The organism is Terrabacter terrigena (assembly GCF_042676085.1).
GTDB classification, from domain to species: Bacteria; Actinomycetota; Actinomycetes; order Actinomycetales; family Dermatophilaceae; genus Terrabacter; species Terrabacter terrigena.
Map to the genome: position 1 here is coordinate 70,599 of NZ_JBHTKH010000002.1, position 15,525 is coordinate 86,123.

Annotated in this window: 14 protein-coding genes; 4 read left to right on the forward strand and 10 right to left on the reverse strand. The window is 72.8% G+C overall.

Going from position 1 to position 15,525, the window contains the following annotated elements:
• Positions 1 to 20: 20 nt before the first annotated feature.
• The 10 genes from ACFQ2V_RS04575 to ACFQ2V_RS04620 form a co-directional block, all read right to left on the reverse strand.
• The gene (locus tag ACFQ2V_RS04575; protein WP_386051168.1) at positions 21 to 1,604 is read right to left on the reverse strand and encodes an NADH-quinone oxidoreductase subunit N; all 1,584 of its coding nucleotides are present in this window, start codon (positions 1,602 to 1,604) and stop codon (positions 21 to 23) included.
• Positions 1,601 to 3,106: a complex I subunit 4 family protein gene (locus ACFQ2V_RS04580; RefSeq protein ID WP_386051170.1), complete on the reverse strand. Its 1,506-nt coding sequence runs from the start codon at positions 3,104 to 3,106 to the stop codon at positions 1,601 to 1,603. The genes ACFQ2V_RS04575 and ACFQ2V_RS04580 overlap by 4 nt, the downstream gene beginning before the upstream one ends.
• A complete protein-coding gene (locus ACFQ2V_RS04585) occupies positions 3,097 to 5,127 on the reverse strand; it encodes an NADH-quinone oxidoreductase subunit 5 family protein (protein WP_386051172.1) in 2,031 nt (676 codons plus the stop codon). The genes ACFQ2V_RS04580 and ACFQ2V_RS04585 overlap by 10 nt, the downstream gene beginning before the upstream one ends.
• The gene (nuoK, locus tag ACFQ2V_RS04590) at positions 5,124 to 5,525 is read right to left on the reverse strand and encodes an NADH-quinone oxidoreductase subunit NuoK (protein WP_386051173.1); all 402 of its coding nucleotides are present in this window, start codon (positions 5,523 to 5,525) and stop codon (positions 5,124 to 5,126) included. The genes ACFQ2V_RS04585 and nuoK overlap by 4 nt, the downstream gene beginning before the upstream one ends.
• Positions 5,522 to 6,082 (reverse strand): NADH-quinone oxidoreductase subunit J family protein, encoded by a 561-nt coding sequence (locus tag ACFQ2V_RS04595; RefSeq protein WP_386051175.1) that lies wholly within the window; start codon positions 6,080 to 6,082, stop codon positions 5,522 to 5,524. The genes nuoK and ACFQ2V_RS04595 overlap by 4 nt, the downstream gene beginning before the upstream one ends.
• A complete protein-coding gene (locus ACFQ2V_RS04600) occupies positions 6,079 to 6,900 on the reverse strand; it encodes a NuoI/complex I 23 kDa subunit family protein (RefSeq protein ID WP_386051177.1) in 822 nt (273 codons plus the stop codon). The genes ACFQ2V_RS04595 and ACFQ2V_RS04600 overlap by 4 nt, the downstream gene beginning before the upstream one ends.
• A 210-nt stretch (positions 6,901 to 7,110) precedes the next feature.
• The gene (gene nuoH / locus ACFQ2V_RS04605; protein ID WP_386051178.1) at positions 7,111 to 8,085 is read right to left on the reverse strand and encodes an NADH-quinone oxidoreductase subunit NuoH; all 975 of its coding nucleotides are present in this window, start codon (positions 8,083 to 8,085) and stop codon (positions 7,111 to 7,113) included.
• Complete coding sequence (locus ACFQ2V_RS04610) at positions 8,082 to 8,639, reverse strand: NADH-quinone oxidoreductase subunit C (protein ID WP_386051180.1); 558 nt, start codon at positions 8,637 to 8,639, stop codon at positions 8,082 to 8,084. Before ACFQ2V_RS04610 ends, nuoH begins: the two co-directional genes overlap by 4 nt.
• Positions 8,636 to 9,283 carry an NADH-quinone oxidoreductase subunit B gene (locus tag ACFQ2V_RS04615; protein WP_386051181.1) on the reverse strand — a complete coding sequence of 216 codons (648 nt, stop codon included), beginning with the start codon at positions 9,281 to 9,283 and terminating at the stop codon, positions 8,636 to 8,638. Before ACFQ2V_RS04615 ends, ACFQ2V_RS04610 begins: the two co-directional genes overlap by 4 nt.
• Complete coding sequence (locus tag ACFQ2V_RS04620) at positions 9,283 to 9,642, reverse strand: NADH-quinone oxidoreductase subunit A (RefSeq protein ID WP_386051183.1); 360 nt, start codon at positions 9,640 to 9,642, stop codon at positions 9,283 to 9,285. The genes ACFQ2V_RS04615 and ACFQ2V_RS04620 overlap by 1 nt, the downstream gene beginning before the upstream one ends.
• A 233-nt stretch (positions 9,643 to 9,875) precedes the next feature.
• Between ACFQ2V_RS04620 and ACFQ2V_RS04625 the strand changes: the two genes are divergently transcribed.
• From ACFQ2V_RS04625 to ACFQ2V_RS04640, 4 genes are read left to right on the forward strand one after another with little or no spacing between them, the layout of a single operon-like run.
• Positions 9,876 to 11,774, forward strand: a complete 1,899-nt coding sequence (locus ACFQ2V_RS04625; protein ID WP_386051185.1) for a 2-oxoacid:acceptor oxidoreductase subunit alpha — start codon at positions 9,876 to 9,878, stop codon at positions 11,772 to 11,774.
• On the forward strand, positions 11,771 to 12,871 hold the full coding sequence (locus ACFQ2V_RS04630) for a 2-oxoacid:ferredoxin oxidoreductase subunit beta (RefSeq protein ID WP_386051187.1): 1,101 nt from the start codon (positions 11,771 to 11,773) through the stop codon (positions 12,869 to 12,871). Before ACFQ2V_RS04625 ends, ACFQ2V_RS04630 begins: the two co-directional genes overlap by 4 nt.
• Positions 12,868 to 13,857, forward strand: a complete 990-nt coding sequence (rarD, locus tag ACFQ2V_RS04635; protein ID WP_386051189.1) for an EamA family transporter RarD — start codon at positions 12,868 to 12,870, stop codon at positions 13,855 to 13,857. Before ACFQ2V_RS04630 ends, rarD begins: the two co-directional genes overlap by 4 nt.
• Positions 13,858 to 13,901: 44 nt before the next feature.
• Positions 13,902 to 15,455 carry an MFS transporter gene (locus ACFQ2V_RS04640; protein WP_386051190.1) on the forward strand — a complete coding sequence of 518 codons (1,554 nt, stop codon included), beginning with the start codon at positions 13,902 to 13,904 and terminating at the stop codon, positions 15,453 to 15,455.
• The last annotated feature ends 70 nt before the right edge of the window (positions 15,456 to 15,525 follow it).

Genomic DNA, 15,525 nt, shown 5'->3' on the forward strand with positions numbered 1-15,525 from the left:
GCCCCGGCCCCGGCCCCGGCTCAGCCCAGCAGGCGCAGGAGCAGGTCGGGCTGCACGCTGACGACGACGAGAACCGCCGCGGACAGGGCGAGGCCGGCGACGACGACCGGTCGGCGCACGGCCACGCCCCCGCGCCCGGTTTTGTCAGCGCCGTCGGCCACGGCCGGCTGCGGGGCCTCGGGCTCGGTGATGACGCCGCGCAGCCAGCGCAGGTAGACGGCGACACCGATGACGGCGTTGACGGCCGCGATGACCGCGAGCCACACCCAGCCTTCGGCGACGACGGGGCGCAGGGCGGTGACCTTGCCGACGAGTCCGATGACGCCGGGCGGCAGCCCCGCGAGGGAGGTCAGCGCGAGCACGAGTGCACCGGCCCGCCACGGGCTGCGGCGCCACAGCCCGTCGTACGCCGCGATGGTGCGGCCGCCCGCGCGCTGGTCGCGCAGCGTCACGGCCACGACCGCGAACGCCACGAGCGTGGCGACGACGTAGGTGAGCAGGTAGGTGGCGCTGGCAGCGACGCCGAGCGCCGAGATGCTGACGAGCGGCAGCACGACCCAGCCGGCCTGCGCCACGGTGGACCAGGCCAGCAGGCGCACGACGTCGTCCTGGCGCAGGGCCATGACGTTGCCCAGGGTCATGCTCAGCGCGGCCAGCACCGCGATCGCGAGCACGCCGGGGGTCCCGAGGACGGCCACGGCACGCAGCACGACAAGGAGCGCGGCGAGGGCGGCCACCTTCGAGACCGTCGCGAGGAACGCCGCGACGGGCACCGAGGAGCCGGCGTACGCGGTGGGCGTCCACGCATGGAACGGCACGAGCGAGAGCTTGAAGCCGACCCCGGCCATGACGAGCACCGTGGCAAGGGACACGAGGCCAGAGGACACGGACGGCAGCACGACGTCGGACGGCCCACCGGTCGCGGCGAAGGAACCCGCGGACGACAGGGCGGCGTCGGGGGTCAGGAACGGGCTGCCCGTTGCGGCGAACCACAGGGCGACGCCGAGCACGAGCAGGGCGAACGAGACGAGCGAGGTCACGAGCAGCTGGGTCGCACCGGCGGCGGCCGACCGGCGTCCGGACAGGGCGACGAGTGCGATGACGGGCAGGGTCGCGAGCTCGAGCGCGACGAGCCAGGTGCCGACGTCGCGGCTGGCTGCGACGACGACCGTGCCGGCGAGGGCGGCGAGGAGCAGCACGGCCTCGACGGGCTCACGCGTGCCCCCCTCGGGGCGACGCCGCCCGGCGCGCGGCCACGCGAGGGCGATGCAGACGACGGCCGAGAGCGCGGCCGCGAGCTGCAGGGTCGAGCCCAGGGCGTCGGCCTGCCAGAAGCAGACCTGTGGCAGGCCCTCGACCCGGGGCAGCGAGCCGCCGGCCGCCGTGCCGGCGGTGAGACAGAACGACTGGCGGGTGGAACCCCCACCGAGGGCGAGCCCGGGCAACGTGGCTGCCGCCGAGCCGAGGGACGCGAGGCCGGCGACGGCCCACGGGAGCCGGCGCCCGCGCGGGACGACGAGGTCGGCCACGAGCACGACCACCAGCCCCGCGACGGGCAGCAGCGCCGGAAGCAGCACGGCGTAGTCGATGGTCAGGCCCTTCACGGAGCCACTCCCAGCCCGGAGAGCAGCCCGGTCGTCGCGCTGTCGGACAGACCGAGCAGCAGGTGGGGCAGCACGCCGAAACCGACGACGGCCACGACGAGCGCCATCACGACGACCCACCGGGTGCCGCGCGCGTCGCCCACCGGCTCTGCGGCGGCGCCCTCCGCCTTCTCGCTGCCCTCGCCGGCCCACACGATGCGGGCGACCCGCAGCGCGTAGGCCGCCGCGAGCGCGAGGCCCACGGCTCCGAGCACGACGCAGGCCCGCAGCAGCGCGACGGGACGTCCGGGCGCGGGCGACCACGCGGCGTACAGGGCGAGGAACTCACCCCAGAAGCTGACCAGGCCGGGCAGCCCCAGAGCGGCCGCGAGGCCGACGACGAGCGCAAGCCCGAAGCGGGGGGCCTTGTCGCGCAGAGCTGCCCGCGCGACCCGCAGGTCGGCCGAGCCCCACTGCTCCTTGAGGTCACCGACGACGAAGAAGAGCAGCGCCGCGACGACGCCGTGGGCGATGTTGCCGAAGAGGGCTGCCTGGAGACCGGTCTCGCTGCCGGAGGCGATGGCGAGCGCGACGAAGCCCATGTGCGCGACGGAGCTGTAGGCGATGAGGCGCTTGAGGTCGCGTTCGACGAGGCAGGCCAGACCTCCCCAGAGGATGCCGACGACCCCGAGGAGCGCGAGCAGCGGGCTCAGCTCGGCGACGCCCTTGGGCACGGTCGCGACGGCGAGACGCACGATGCCGTAGGTGCCCATCTTGAGCAGCACCGCGGCGAGCAGCACCGAGCCCGCGGTCGGGGCGATGGTGTGTGCGGACGGCAGCCACGTGTGCAGCGGCCAGAGGGGGACCTTGATGCCGAGTCCGAGCAGCAGCACGGCCGCGGTGGCGACCTGGAGGGGCCGCGACAGCCCGGCGCCGTGACGCTCGGCGAGGACGGTGAGATCGCTCGTGCCCTGGTGGTGCACGAGCAGCAGGATGCCGACGAGCATCAGGGTCGAGCCCAGCACGGTGAACAGCACGAAGCGTCCGGCCGCGTCGGCGCGGGCCTCGTCGCGCACGTGGTCGTCGCCGAACCGCCGCACGAGCACCCACATCGGCACCAGGACGACCTCGAAGGCGATGAAGAAGAGGATGGCATCGCGGGCCAGGAACGTCGCGAGCGCGCCCGTCTCGACGAGCAGGATGCAGCCGAGGAACGTCGAGCCGCTGCCGCCCTTCGGGATGGGTCCGGACAGTGCATGGGCGACGACGGCCACGGTGAGCAGTGCGGTCATCAGCACGAGCGCCGCGGAGATGCCGTCGACCCCGAAGTGCCAGCGCACCCCGAGGGCGCGGATCCACGGGACGTCGACCTCGTGACGTCCCCACACGACGACGACGGCGAGCACGGCTGTGGCGACGGTGGCGCCGAGGGCGAGGGCACGCTCCACGCGCGTCTCGCCGGGGATGGCGATGAGGGCGATGGCTCCGAGCAGCGGCAGCAGGAGCACGAGCGTCAGCGCCATGCGGTCACCCCCAGGATCGCGATGACGACGACTCCGCTCAGCAGCCCGAGCAGCGAGAGCGAGGGGACGGCCCGGTGGCTGCGCTCCCCCGCCCGCCCGGCCGCCCGCGCGACGGCCGCGGTCGCCCGCGGGTAGGCGTCGACGACGTCGCGGTCGAGCGTCACGACGAGACGTGCGAGCGCGGTGACGGCCCGGCCGACGCCGACGTATGCCGTGTCGGCGCCGAAGCCGCGCACCGCCCGGTCGCGCAGTCGGCCGGGCACGCGGTCGGCGACGTCGAACCGGCCACGGTCGCTCGCGACCCAGACCGCGGCCGCGGAGCCCGCGACCAGCAGCACCGACAGGAGGGCGCTGAGCAGGCCCACGTGCACGCCGCCGCGCAGGCTCGCCAGGAACAGGGTGCCGACGACGGTGAGCACTGCCAGCACGAGGACGACGAGCGCGGCGGAGAACGTGACCGGTGTGTGCCCGTGCGCGTGGACCCGCTCGACCTCGGCGTCGTCGGCGCTGTCGGCGACGGTGACCACGGCGACCTGCTGCTCGGGGACGACCGGGTCGGCCTGCGCCGCAGGCGAACCGGACGAACCGAGTGACGAGCCGGGTGACGAGCCGAGTGACGAGCCGGGTGACGAGCCGGATGACGAATCGAGTGACGACGCTGACGTCCGCTCGGGCCAGGTGGCGGGCGTCGTGTCGGCGGGCGGGTCGACGGCCAGCGGCGTGTCGAGCAGCAGCCAGGCGCGCGTGCAGTAGGCGGCCGTCAGGGCCACCGTGACGAGCAGGGCGACGGTCACGACCACGGGACCGGCCCCACTGCCCTCGAGGGCGGCGTCGATGACGGTGTCCTTGGTGAAGAAGCCGACGAGGGGGGGCACCCCGGCCAGGGAGGCGAGGCCGATGCCGGTCGCCCAGCGCAGCGCTCCGGTGGGTCGCAGCCGACCGCGCAGCGCCGCGAGCGCCGTTCCCCCCGCGAGCACCGAGAGCCAGCCTGCGGCGAGGAACAGCAGTGCCTTGAAGAAGGCGTGGCCGAGCAGGTGCGAGATGCCCGCAACAGGCCCGAGGTCTGCCGGCGCGGCAGCCAGGGCCGACAGCATGATCGCGACCTGGCTCAGCGTCGAGTACGCCAGCATCCGCTTGAGGTCGGTCTGCACGAGAGCGAGCAGGGCGGCGTACACCATCGTCACGGCGGCGAGGACGGCGAGCAGCAGGCGGGGTCCGTCGTGCTGGGCGTAGAGGTTGAAGAGCCGGGCGATCAGGTAGGTGCCGGCCGCGACCATGGTCGCAGCGTGGATCAGGGCCGACGCGGGGGTGGGACCCTCCATGGCGTCGGGCAGCCAGTCGTGGAACGGGACCAGACCCGACTTGCCGGCCACGCCGACGGCCACGCCGACGAGACCGACGACCAGGGCGGTGTCGTGCCCCGACACCGTGAGCACGGCCATGAGGTCGGTGCTGCCGGCCCGGACGGCCAGCGCCACGAGTCCGACCACCATGCCGATGTCGGCGACTCGCGTGACGAGGAACGCCTTGTAGGCGGCGCGGCGTGCGGCCGGGCGTTCGCTGTCGTGACCGATGAGCAGCCACGAGCACCAGCCCATGATCTCCCAGCCGACGAGCACGAGCACGAGGTCGCCCGCCTGCACGAGGAGCAGCATGCCGGCCGCGAAGAGCGAGACGGTTGCGGCGAACCTGCCGTAGCGGGGGTCGTCGCGCAGGTACCAGACGGTGAAGACCTGGATCGCGAGCACGACGAGCGCGACGACGAAGGAGACGAGGCCTGAGACCCGGTCGGAGAGCAGGTGCAGGGGCACGGCGAGGCCACCGCCCAGCGGGAGGCTGCCGAGCGTGTCGATGTCGGCCGTGCGAGCGGGGGCGACCCACTGGGTCAGTCCGAGCACCGTCACGTACGCCGAGACCGAGACGGCGACCGCGGCGGAGACGACGCGGCGACGGTGCACGGCCAGCCCGACGAGTCCGGCCAGGGCCGGCAGGACGACGATCATCCGCACGATCCAGCTCACGGCGCCCCCTCCCCCGACCGGGCGGGCTCGGGCGCCTCGTCGCTGCCGTCGACGTGGTGCGGATCGTCGGAGTCGTGCGGGTCGTCGGGGTCGTCCGTGAGGTCCGGCACGGCGGTGAGGTCGATGTGCCCGGCCCGGCGGAACAGCACGAGGATGATCGCGAGGGCCACGGTGACCTCGGCGGCCGCGATCGTGATGACGAAGAGGGTCAGCACGGCACCGGCCGCGAAGGGCGATCCGGGTCGTGAACCTGCCGTGACGAGAAGCAGGTTCGCGGCGTTGAGGATCAGCTCGACACCGATGAGCACGAGAACGGCGTTGCGGCGAGCGAGCACACCGTAGACCCCGATGCCGGCGAGCAGGGCCACGAGGGCACCCGGGAGCGCGAGGTGGATCACCGGCGGGCACCTGCACTTCGGCGGGCGGCGGCCTCGGCTGCGGGGTCCTCGCGGTCTAGCACGAGACGGGACACGGCGAACGCGCCGACGAGCGCGACGAGCAGGAGCACCGACAGCAGCTCGAACGGCCAGACCCACGTGCCGAAGACCGCCTGGGCGATGCGAGGCGTCGTGGCGTCGGAGGCGTCGAGGTCGACGGTCGCGCCCGAGAGGAGCGGCAGCAGCAGGCTCGCGAGCAGGACGGTGGTGGCCGCCCCGAGCACCGCGCCTGCCGCGCGCTGCCACCAGGGAGTGTCGATCTCCGCGTGCGGGCCGATGGGTGCCCGCGTGAGCATCAGGGCGAAGAGCACGAGCACGACGATCGCGCCGACGTAGACGAGCAGCTGCACGAGGCCGACGAGCTCCTGACCGAGCACGAGGTAGGCGCCGGCCAACGAGCCGAGCGACACGAGCAGCCACAGGGCGGCGTGCACGACGTGCTTCGTCGTCACGGAGAGCAGGGCCGACAGGGCGGTCACGACGCCCACGGCGACGAAGACGAGGTCGCGGGTCGTCACTCGCGACCCTCCTCGTCGGGCGACGCCTCGGGCGACGCCTCGGTCGACACCGCGGGCAGGACCTGCGTCGAGTCTGCTTCTGCGCCAGGGCTGTTCGGGTCGCCGACGGCCGGCATGGGCTTCGTCGGGTCGACGGCCTCGGCGTCCGGTGCGGCACTCCCGGAGGCGGGCCGGTCGGACCCCGTGGCACCCCTCTCGGGGCGCACCCGGGCTGGGCGGGTAGCGGGGCCGTCCGCCCGCGTACGGCCTGGTGCTCCTGCGGCTCGTGCACCGGGTGCCGCGCCTGCGCGCGGACCCGCACCCGCAGCCCCGCGCGGCGGCTTGGCCGCAGCGGTCACCTCTGCCGGGTCGACGCTGGCGGGGTCGAGGGCCGGCGGCGGGGGCACGGTGGCCATCCAGGCGCCGAGCCGGTCCTTCTCGTGCAACAGGTCGCGGATGTCGACCTCGGCGTACTCGAACTCCGGGCTCCAGTGCAGCGCGTCGAACGGGCACACCTCGATGCAGATGCCGCAGTACATGCACAGCGAGAAGTCGATCGCGAAGCGGTCGAGCACGTTGCGCTGGCGGGCGCGGCCACCGGGCGTCGTCGGCGGCAGCTCCTCCTTGTGCGAGTCGATGTAGATGCACCAGTCGGGGCACTCGCGCGCGCACAGCATGCACGACGTGCAGTTCTCCTCCGTCAGCGCGATGACGCCGCGCGAGCGCGGCGGCAGGGACGGCGCGACGTCGGGGTACTCGGCCGTGTGCGTGTGCCGCGTCAGCGACCTCGCCGTCGTCGCCAGGCCCTTGACCAGCCCGGGCAGGATGCCGTCACCCACGTCCACACCTCGCCATCTCTCCCCCACCGTCGAGTGGCCAGCCGTGACCGCTCCTGCACCGTCGAGTGGCCACCTCTGGCCGCCTCCACCGAGTCGAGTGGCCAACGCTCGTCGACCGGTGCACCCTGCCGGCATCGGCGCGCTCGGCCGGGCGGAGCCCGTCGCCGGCGGCCACACGTGGCCAATCGACGGTCGAGACGGAGTGGGGGGTCATCTCGAGAACACCACCACTCCGACGGCGGTGAGGGCGAGCTGGAGGAGCGCCAGCGGGACCAGCCAGACCCAGGCGAGCCGCTGCAGCTGGTCCTCGCGCATGCGGGGCCACGAGACGCGCAGCCAGATCACGACCACCGCCACGAGGAAGCCCTTGAGCAGGGTCCACACCCAGCCGACCCACTGCTCGAAGGGGCCGTGCCAGCCGCCGAGGAAGAGCACCGCGAAGAGCAGCGACATGACGACGATGCCGGCGTACTCGGCGAGCAGGAAGAAGGCGAACCGCAGCCCGGTGTACTCCGTGAAGGCCCCGAAGACGATCTCGGAGTCGGCGAGCGGCATGTCGAACGGCGGCCGCTGCAGCTCGGCGAGCGCCGAGACGAGGAAGACGACGGCGCCCGGCAGCTGCCACAGCAGCCACCACGGGTGCCACGCGTTGCCGATGCCGACGAGAGACAGCGTGCCCGCCGCGAGCGCCACCGAGGCGACGGCCAGCACCATCGGCAGCTCGTACGACACCAGCTGGGCGGCCGCTCGCATCGCGCCGAGAAGGGAGTACTTGTTGGCCGAGGCCCACCCGGCCATGAGGGTACCGACGATGCCGACGCCGATGACCGCGAGCACGAGCACGACGCTCGCGTCGACCGACGCCCCGACGACCTTCGGCGACAGCGGGATGACGGCGAGCGCCACGAGGTACGGGATGAGGGCGACGAACGGAGCGAGCCGGAAGACCTGGCGGTCGGCGCGGGCCGGGGTGATGTCCTCCTTCTGCACGAACTTCACCCCGTCGGCGACGAGCTGCGCCCAGCCGTGGAAGCCACCGGCGTACATCGGCCCGAGACGGCCCTGCATGTGGGCCATCACCTTGTGCTCGGTCTGGCCCACGAGCAGGGGCAGCACGAGGAAGGCGACGAGGACGGCGGCGGCGCGGAGGACGACCTCGAGCCACGGTGCGAGGACGAGGCTCATCGCGGGCCCCACTCGGGACCGGGCACGCCGGGTGCCTGGACGCGTCTCCGGCCGGGTGCGCGGGCCGAGTCGTGTCCCTCACCCGGCTCCTTGGCGCCGGGCCAGGCCTTCGACGCACGGGCGGCGAGCACGAACGACTTGCGCAGCGGAGTGCCCTCGAAGCCGTCGGGCAGCAGCAGCGGTCGCAGCCCGAGACCGGTGCCGTCGTCGAAGCCGTCGAAGTCGATGCCGAACATCTCGTGGGTCTCGCGCTCGTGCCAGGCGGCACCCCGGAAGACCGGGGTCAGCGACGGCACCGGCAGGCCCTCGGGGGCGCGGGTGCGGACGAGGACCGACGGCAGCCGGCCCGGCACGCGGGTGTCGATGAGGTGGCAGACGACGTCGAAGCCGGCCGCGTCGCGCTCGTCGGCCGAGTCGGCGTCGCCCGAGCCCTCGCGGTCGGTCTCGTCGACGGCGGTCAGCCAGTCGAAGTACGCGTAGCCCTCCTCGCGGAGCGCGAGCACCGTGCTCGACCACTCGCCGAACGGGACGTCACGCACCTCGGTGACCCTCATCGGTCGCCGGTCCCGGCCATGGCGCCGCGCCGCAGCAGGGGGCGGCGGACGTCGCCGGCGCTCCCGACCCGCGTGCCGGCATACCTGCCCTTGAGCTTCTGCGTCGACAGGCGCTCGCTCGCGATCTGCTCCTGCAGGCGGATGATGCCGTGCAGCAGGGCCTCGGGGCGCGGCGGACAGCCCGGCACGTAGACGTCGACGGGCACGACCTGGTCGACACCCTTGGTGACCGAGTAGGAGTCCCAGTAGGGGCCGCCCGAGTTGGAGCAGGCGCCGAACGAGATGACGTACTTCGGCTCGGGCATCTGGTCGTAGAGACGGCGGATGGCGGGCGCCATCTTGTCGGTGACCGTGCCCGACACGACCATGAGGTCGGCCTGCCGCGGGCCGGGTGCGAACGGGATGACGCCGAGGCGGATGAAGTCGTGGCGCCCCATCGACGCGGCGATGAACTCGATGGCGCAGCAGGCCAGCCCGAAGTTGAAGACCCAGAGGGAGTAACGCCGGCCCCAGTTGAGAACGACCTTGACCGGCTTGGGCGCGTGCCCACCGAGCACGCCCATGGACGCCGGCCCGACGGTGGGCATCGGCAGGCTGACGGGCTGGCCGGCGGTGGGCCGGGACGGGCTGGGATCGCTCGCCATCACACCCACCTCAGGAGTCCGCGGCGGGCGGCGTGGGCCAGGCCCAGGACGATGACGCCGATGAAGACGGCCATCTCGACGAGGCTGGCCCGGCCGAGGTCGGCGTCGCGGATCACGGTCGCCCACGGGAAGAGGTAGACGGCGTCGACGGCGAAGACGACGTAGAGGAAGGAGAAGACGAAGTAGCGGACCTTCGTCTGGGCCCAGCCCTCGCCGACCGGGTCGACCCCTGACTCGTAGGTCGTCAGCTTGGCCGCGTGCGGGGCGCGCGGGGCCAGCAGGCGCCGGGCCACCATTGCGGCCGTGACGAGCAGGACGCCTGCCCCCAGCACCGCTGCGACGGCGAGGTACCCGGACATGTCGGCCAGCCTATCCATGCCCGGTGCCCGTGTGCCGTGCGGTGGCGGCTGCCGGCGCCGTCACATCACGTCACTGACTCGGTGCGGGCGGGCTGACCGGGCGCCGCCACACCGTGATGTCCACGTGATGACAAGTGCGCAAAGTTGAACAAGGCACGAACTAGCATGGAAATTGCCCGCCGCAAAGGGCCCCGGGCAGTGAATCGTAGGGAAGTTCGAGGACGTCTCAGAGCATGAGCACCAAACTGGTCCAGAAGCTCGATCGCGTGGTCATCCGGTTCGCCGGGGACTCCGGCGACGGCATGCAGCTGACCGGCGACCGCTTCACGTCGCAGACCGCCCTGCTGGGCAACGACCTGTCGACGCTGCCGAACTTCCCTGCTGAGATCCGCGCACCCCAGGGCACGCTGCCGGGCGTCTCGAGCTTCCAGCTGCACTTCGCCGACCACAACGTGCTCACGCCGGGCGACGCCCCCGACGTGCTCGTCGCCATGAACCCGGCTGCGCTCAAGGCCAACCTGCGCGACCTGCCGCGCGGCGCGACGATCATCGTCAACACCGACGAGTTCACCAAGCGCAACCTCTCGAAGGTCGGCTACGCCGAGAGCCCGCTCGACGACGGCTCCCTCGAGAGCTACCACGTGCACCCGGTCGCGCTGACCTCGATCGCCGTCGAGGCGCTCGCGTCGTTCACCGACCTGACCCGCAAGGAGAAGGAGCGCGCCAAGAACATGTTCGCGCTCGGGCTCCTGTCGTGGCTGTACACGCGGCCCATGGACGGCACCGAGGTGTTCCTCAAGGCGAAGTTCGCCGACAAGCCGGTCATCCTCGAGGCCAACCTCGCCGCGCTGCGGGCCGGCTTCAACTACGGCGAGACCACCGAGGACTTCTCGGTGTCCTACGAGGTCGCCCCGGCCACGATGGCGCCGGGCACCTACCGCAACGTCACGGGCAACGTCGCCCTGTCGCTCGGCCTCGTCGCCGCCGCGCACCGGGCGCACCTGCCGCTCTTCCTCGGCTCCTACCCCATCACGCCGGCCTCCGACATCCTCCACACGCTCGCGGGCCTCAAGCGCTACGGCGTCGCGACGATGCAGGCCGAGGACGAGATCGCCGGTGTCGGCGCGGCGCTCGGTGCCAGCTTCGGCGGCGCGCTGGGCGTCACGACGACGTCCGGCCCGGGCCTCGCGCTCAAGGCCGAGACGATCGGCCTCGCCGTGTCGCTCGAGCTGCCGCTCATCGTCTGCGACATCCAGCGCGGCGGCCCCTCGACCGGACTGCCCACGAAGACCGAGCAGGCCGACCTGCTCCAGGCCCTCTTCGGTCGCAACGGTGAGTCGCCGGTCGCGGTCGTCGCGCCGTCGACGCCCGCAGACTGCTTCGAGATCGCCGTCGAGGCCGTGCGCATCGCGACGACCTACCGCACGCCGGTGATCGTGCTCTCCGACGGCTACCTCGCCAACGGCTCCGAGCCGTGGCGGCTGCCGCGCACGGCCGAGCTGCCCGACATCACCGTCGAGTTCGCGACCGAGCCCAACGCGACCGACGACAAGGGCGAGCCGGTCTTCCACCCGTACCTCCGCGACCCCGAGACGCTCGCGCGGCCGTGGGCGATCCCGGGCACCCCCGGCCTCGAGCACCGCGTGGGTGGCATCGAGAAGGCCGACGTCACCGGCAACATCTCCTACGACCCCGACAACCACGACCACATGACGCGGCTGCGCCAGGCGAAGATCGACGGCATCGCCGACACGATCGCGCCACTCGAGGTCGACGACCCCACCGGTGACGCCGACGTGCTGGTGCTCGGCTGGGGCTCGACGTTCGGGCCCATCGCCGCCGCGGTGCGGCTCGCCCGCATCGCCGGTGCCCGCGTCGCACAGGCGCACCTGCGCCACCTCAACCCCTTCCCCGCCAACACCGGCGAGGTGCTGCGCCGCTACGAGCGCGTCATCGTGCCCGAGATGAACCTCGGCCAGCTCGCGCTGCTGCTCCGCGCCAGGTACCTCGTGGACGTCGAGTCGCACACGTCGGTCCGCGGCCTGCCGTTCCAGGCGGGCGAGCTCGCCGACGTCATCGCGACCGCCGTCGCGTCGCTGAGCGACGCACACCTGAAGGAGACCGCCCAGTGACCACCGACCTCGGTATGCCGCTCAGCCCGTCGGGCGCCCCGGGTGCCACCGGCACCGCCGGTGTGCCGCGCCTGGCCGACGGCACCGCCCTGACGAAGAAGGACTTCACGTCCGACCAGGAGGTGCGCTGGTGCCCGGGCTGCGGCGACTACGCGATCCTCGCCGCCGTGCAGGGCTTCCTGCCCGAGCTCGGCCTCAAGCGCGAGAACATCGTCTTCGTCTCGGGCATCGGGTGCAGCTCACGCTTCCCGTACTACCTCGACACCTTCGGCATGCACTCGATCCACGGCCGCGCGCCGGCCATCGCCACCGGGCTCGCCGCCACGCGCGAGGACCTCTCGGTCTGGGTCGTCACCGGCGACGGTGACGCCCTGTCGATCGGCGGCAACCACCTCATCCACGCGCTGCGCCGCAACGTCAACCTCAAGATCCTGCTCTTCAACAACGAGATCTACGGCCTGACCAAGGGGCAGTACTCCCCCACCTCGCACGTCGGCCAGGTCACCAAGTCGACGCCGCTCGGCTCGCTCGACACGCCGTTCAACCCGGTCTCGCTCGCGCTCGGGGCCGAGGCCAGCTTCGTCGCGCGCACCATGGACTCCGACCGCCAGCACCTCACGTCGGTGCTGCGCGCCGCGGCCGAGCACCGCGGCTCGGCACTCGTCGAGATCTACCAGAACTGCCCGATCTTCAACGACGGCGTCTTCGACGTGCTCAAGGACCGCACCGAGGCCGCCGCGCGCATCCTGCACCTCACCGACGGCGAGGAGGTCGCCGCCGGCGACAACGTCGTGGTCCGTGACGACCGCGGCTCGCTCGACGTCGTGCCCCGGGCCGACGCCGACCCGTCCCGCATCGTGCGGCACGACGTGTCCGCCGCCGACCCGTCCGCGGCGTTCGCGCTCTCGCGCCTGGACAGCCCCGACCTCGGCCACGTGCCGATGGGCGTCTTCCGCAACGTCCAGCGCCCCACCTACGACGACGGTCTGCGCGAGCAGATCGCCTCCGCCCAGACGAACGAGATCACCGACGCCGACATCGACGCCCTGCTCGCCGGGCGCGACACGTGGACGGTCGGCAACCCCGCGGGTTCGTGACCTCCACCGAACAGTCCTCCACCCGCGCCCCGGCCTCCCGCACCCTCGCGAGCGCACCCCACGCCGAGGCCAGGCGCGGCACGCTGCTCGCCTTCACGGCATACGGCGCCTGGGGGCTCTTTCCCCTCTACTTCGACGCGCTCAAGCCCGCGGGTGCCTGGGAGATCCTCGCCCACCGCATCCTCTGGACCCTGCTGTTCTGCATCGTCGTCCTGCTCGTCAACCGTGACCTCGGATGGGTGCGACCGCTGCTGCGCCGGCCCCGGCTGCTCGCCGGCACGGCGATCGCGGCGGTGCTCATCGCCGTCAACTGGGTCGTCTACGTCGGCGCGGTGACGTCGGGCAACACGTCCGAGGCAGCGCTCGGCTACTTCCTCAACCCGCTCGTCACGGTCGCCCTCGGGGTCGTCGTCCTCGGTGAACGGCTGCGCTGGATGCAGTGGGTCGCCGTCGGCATCGGCTTCGTCGCGGCCGCCTTCCTCGGCATCGTCGGCGGACGCGTGCCGTGGGTGGCACTGGCGCTCGCCTGCTCGTTCGCCCTCTACAGCCTCACCAAGAAGAAGATCGGCGCCAGCCTCGACGCGGTCCACGGGCTCACGGTCGAGACGGTCGTGCTCGCGCCGGTCGCGGTCGTCGTGCTGCTCGTCGTGTCGGCGCAGACCGGCCTCGAGTTCGGCCGGCACGGCGGCGTGCACACCACCCTGCTCGTGCTCTCCGGGGTCGTCACCGCCCTGCCGCTGCTGTGCTTCGCGGCCGCGGCGCGCCGCATCCCGCTCGTCACGATCGGCCTCGTCCAGTTCTTCACCCCCGTGATGCAGCTGCTGTGCGCCGTGTTGCTGCTCGGGGAGCACATGCCGCGGGAGCGCTGGATCGGCTTCGGCATCGTCTGGCTCGCGCTCGTCGTCCTCAGCGTCGACTCACTGGTCAGTCTCCGGGGTTCCCGGGCCGCGCGGCGCGACCTGCCGGTCGACGACTGCCCGCGCTGAGGGGTCTTCGGGTGCCGCGCCCGTGCGGGTGACACACTGCTGAGGTGAGCGACCTCGCCCTCGACTCCCGCGCCGGACGGTTCGTCATCGCGGCCGCCGTGCTCGGGTCGGGGATGGCCCTGCTCGACGGCACCGTCGTCAACGTCGCCCTCGTGCGCATCGGCGAGGACCTCCGCGCCGGCATGAGCGACCTGCAGTGGATCACCAACGGCTACCTGCTGGCCCTCGCCTCGCTCATCCTGCTCGGCGGCTCGCTCGGCGACCGTTTCGGCCGTCGCCGGGTCTTCGTGGTCGGCGTCGCGTGGTTCACCCTCGCCTCGGCGGCGTGCGGGCTCGCGCAGTCCCCGACCCAGCTCGTCGTGGCGCGCGTCCTGCAGGGCGTCGGCGGAGCACTGCTGACGCCGGGCAGCCTCGCGATGATCCAGTCGTCGTTCCGTCCCGGCGACCGCGGCAAGGCCATCGGCGCGTGGTCGGGGCTCGGTGGGATCGCCTCTGCTGCTGGGCCGTTCGTCGGCGGGTGGCTGGTCCAGTACGCCAGCTGGCGGTGGGCGTTCCTCGTCAACGTGCCGCTCGGTGTCGCGACCGTATGGATCGCCCAGGTGCAGGTGCCAGAGACCCGCGACGAGGGCGCGGACCACCACTTCGACGTGCTCGGCGCCGTGCTCGCCACGCTCGCGCTCGGCGTCACGACCTTCGCCCTCATCCAGTACGAGGAGCTCGGCCCCCGGGCGACGGCCGGCGTGCTCGTGCTCGGGCTCGCCGTCGGGGCGGCCTTCGTCGTCGTGGAGCAGCGCCGGCCGCACCCGATGGTGCAGCCGTCGCTCTTCGCCTCACGCCAGTTCAGCGCCGCGAACGCGATGACCCTGCTCGTGTATGCCGCCCTCGGCGCGGTGTTCTTCTTCCTGACCCTCCAGCTGCAGACGGTGCTCGGCTACGGGCCGATGCTCGCCGGCATGGCGTCGCTGCCCGTGACGATCCTCATGCTCTTCCTCGCCTCACGCGGTGGCGAGCTCGCGTCGCGCATCGGCCCGCGGCTGCCGATGACCCTCGGGCCGGTCGTGTGCGGTGTCGGCACGGTGCTGCTGGCGGGCGTCGGCTCGGGGTCGAGCTACTGGCTGGGCGTGCTGCCGGGCATCACCGTCTTCGGCCTCGGGCTGGTGCTGCTCGTCGCGCCGCTCACGGCAACCGTCCTCGCGGCGGCACCCGACCGGTATGCCGGTGTCGCCAGCGGCGTCAACAACGCCGTCGCACGCGCGGGGAGCCTGCTCGCCGTGGCCGCCCTTCCCGCCGCGGTCGGCCTCAGCGGCACCGACTACGCCGACCCGCGGGCGTTCTCGTCGGCCTACCGCGCGGCGATGCTGCTCTGCGCTGTGCTGCTCGGCGCCGGCGGGGTCGTCTCGTGGCTGCTCATCCGCAACCCCGAGGTCGCGCCGGCCGAGCCTGTCCCTGCCCACGAGGCACCCGAGGAGGCCCGCGTCGCGGTGGCCGCCGGACGGCATACGCGGTCGGTGCAGGCGGGCTGGTCGTGTGCCGGCTCCGAGGGCTGCCCGGGCACGAGCCACCACCACGACGACCTCGCCTCGACCCCGCGCCCCTGACCCGCCGCGACAGCACCCGCCACCTCGCCAAGCACTTCCGTCGCGACCGGCCCGAGAAACCCCGCCAACT

Excerpts from the sequence above, each read along its gene's own strand:
- ACFQ2V_RS04580 (WP_386051170.1), bottom strand. The coding sequence starts at position 3,106 with ATGGCGCTGACGCTCGTGCTCCTGCTGCCGCTGCTCGGAGCCATCGCC.
- nuoH (WP_386051178.1), bottom strand. The coding sequence starts at position 8,085 with ATGAGCCTCGTCCTCGCACCGTGGCTCGAGGTCGTCCTCCGCGCCGCC.
- ACFQ2V_RS04610 (WP_386051180.1), bottom strand. The coding sequence starts at position 8,639 with ATGAGGGTCACCGAGGTGCGTGACGTCCCGTTCGGCGAGTGGTCGAGC.
- ACFQ2V_RS04615 (WP_386051181.1), bottom strand. The coding sequence starts at position 9,283 with ATGGCGAGCGATCCCAGCCCGTCCCGGCCCACCGCCGGCCAGCCCGTC.
- ACFQ2V_RS04620 (WP_386051183.1), bottom strand. The coding sequence starts at position 9,642 with ATGTCCGGGTACCTCGCCGTCGCAGCGGTGCTGGGGGCAGGCGTCCTG.
- ACFQ2V_RS04625 (WP_386051185.1), top strand. The coding sequence starts at position 9,876 with ATGAGCACCAAACTGGTCCAGAAGCTCGATCGCGTGGTCATCCGGTTC.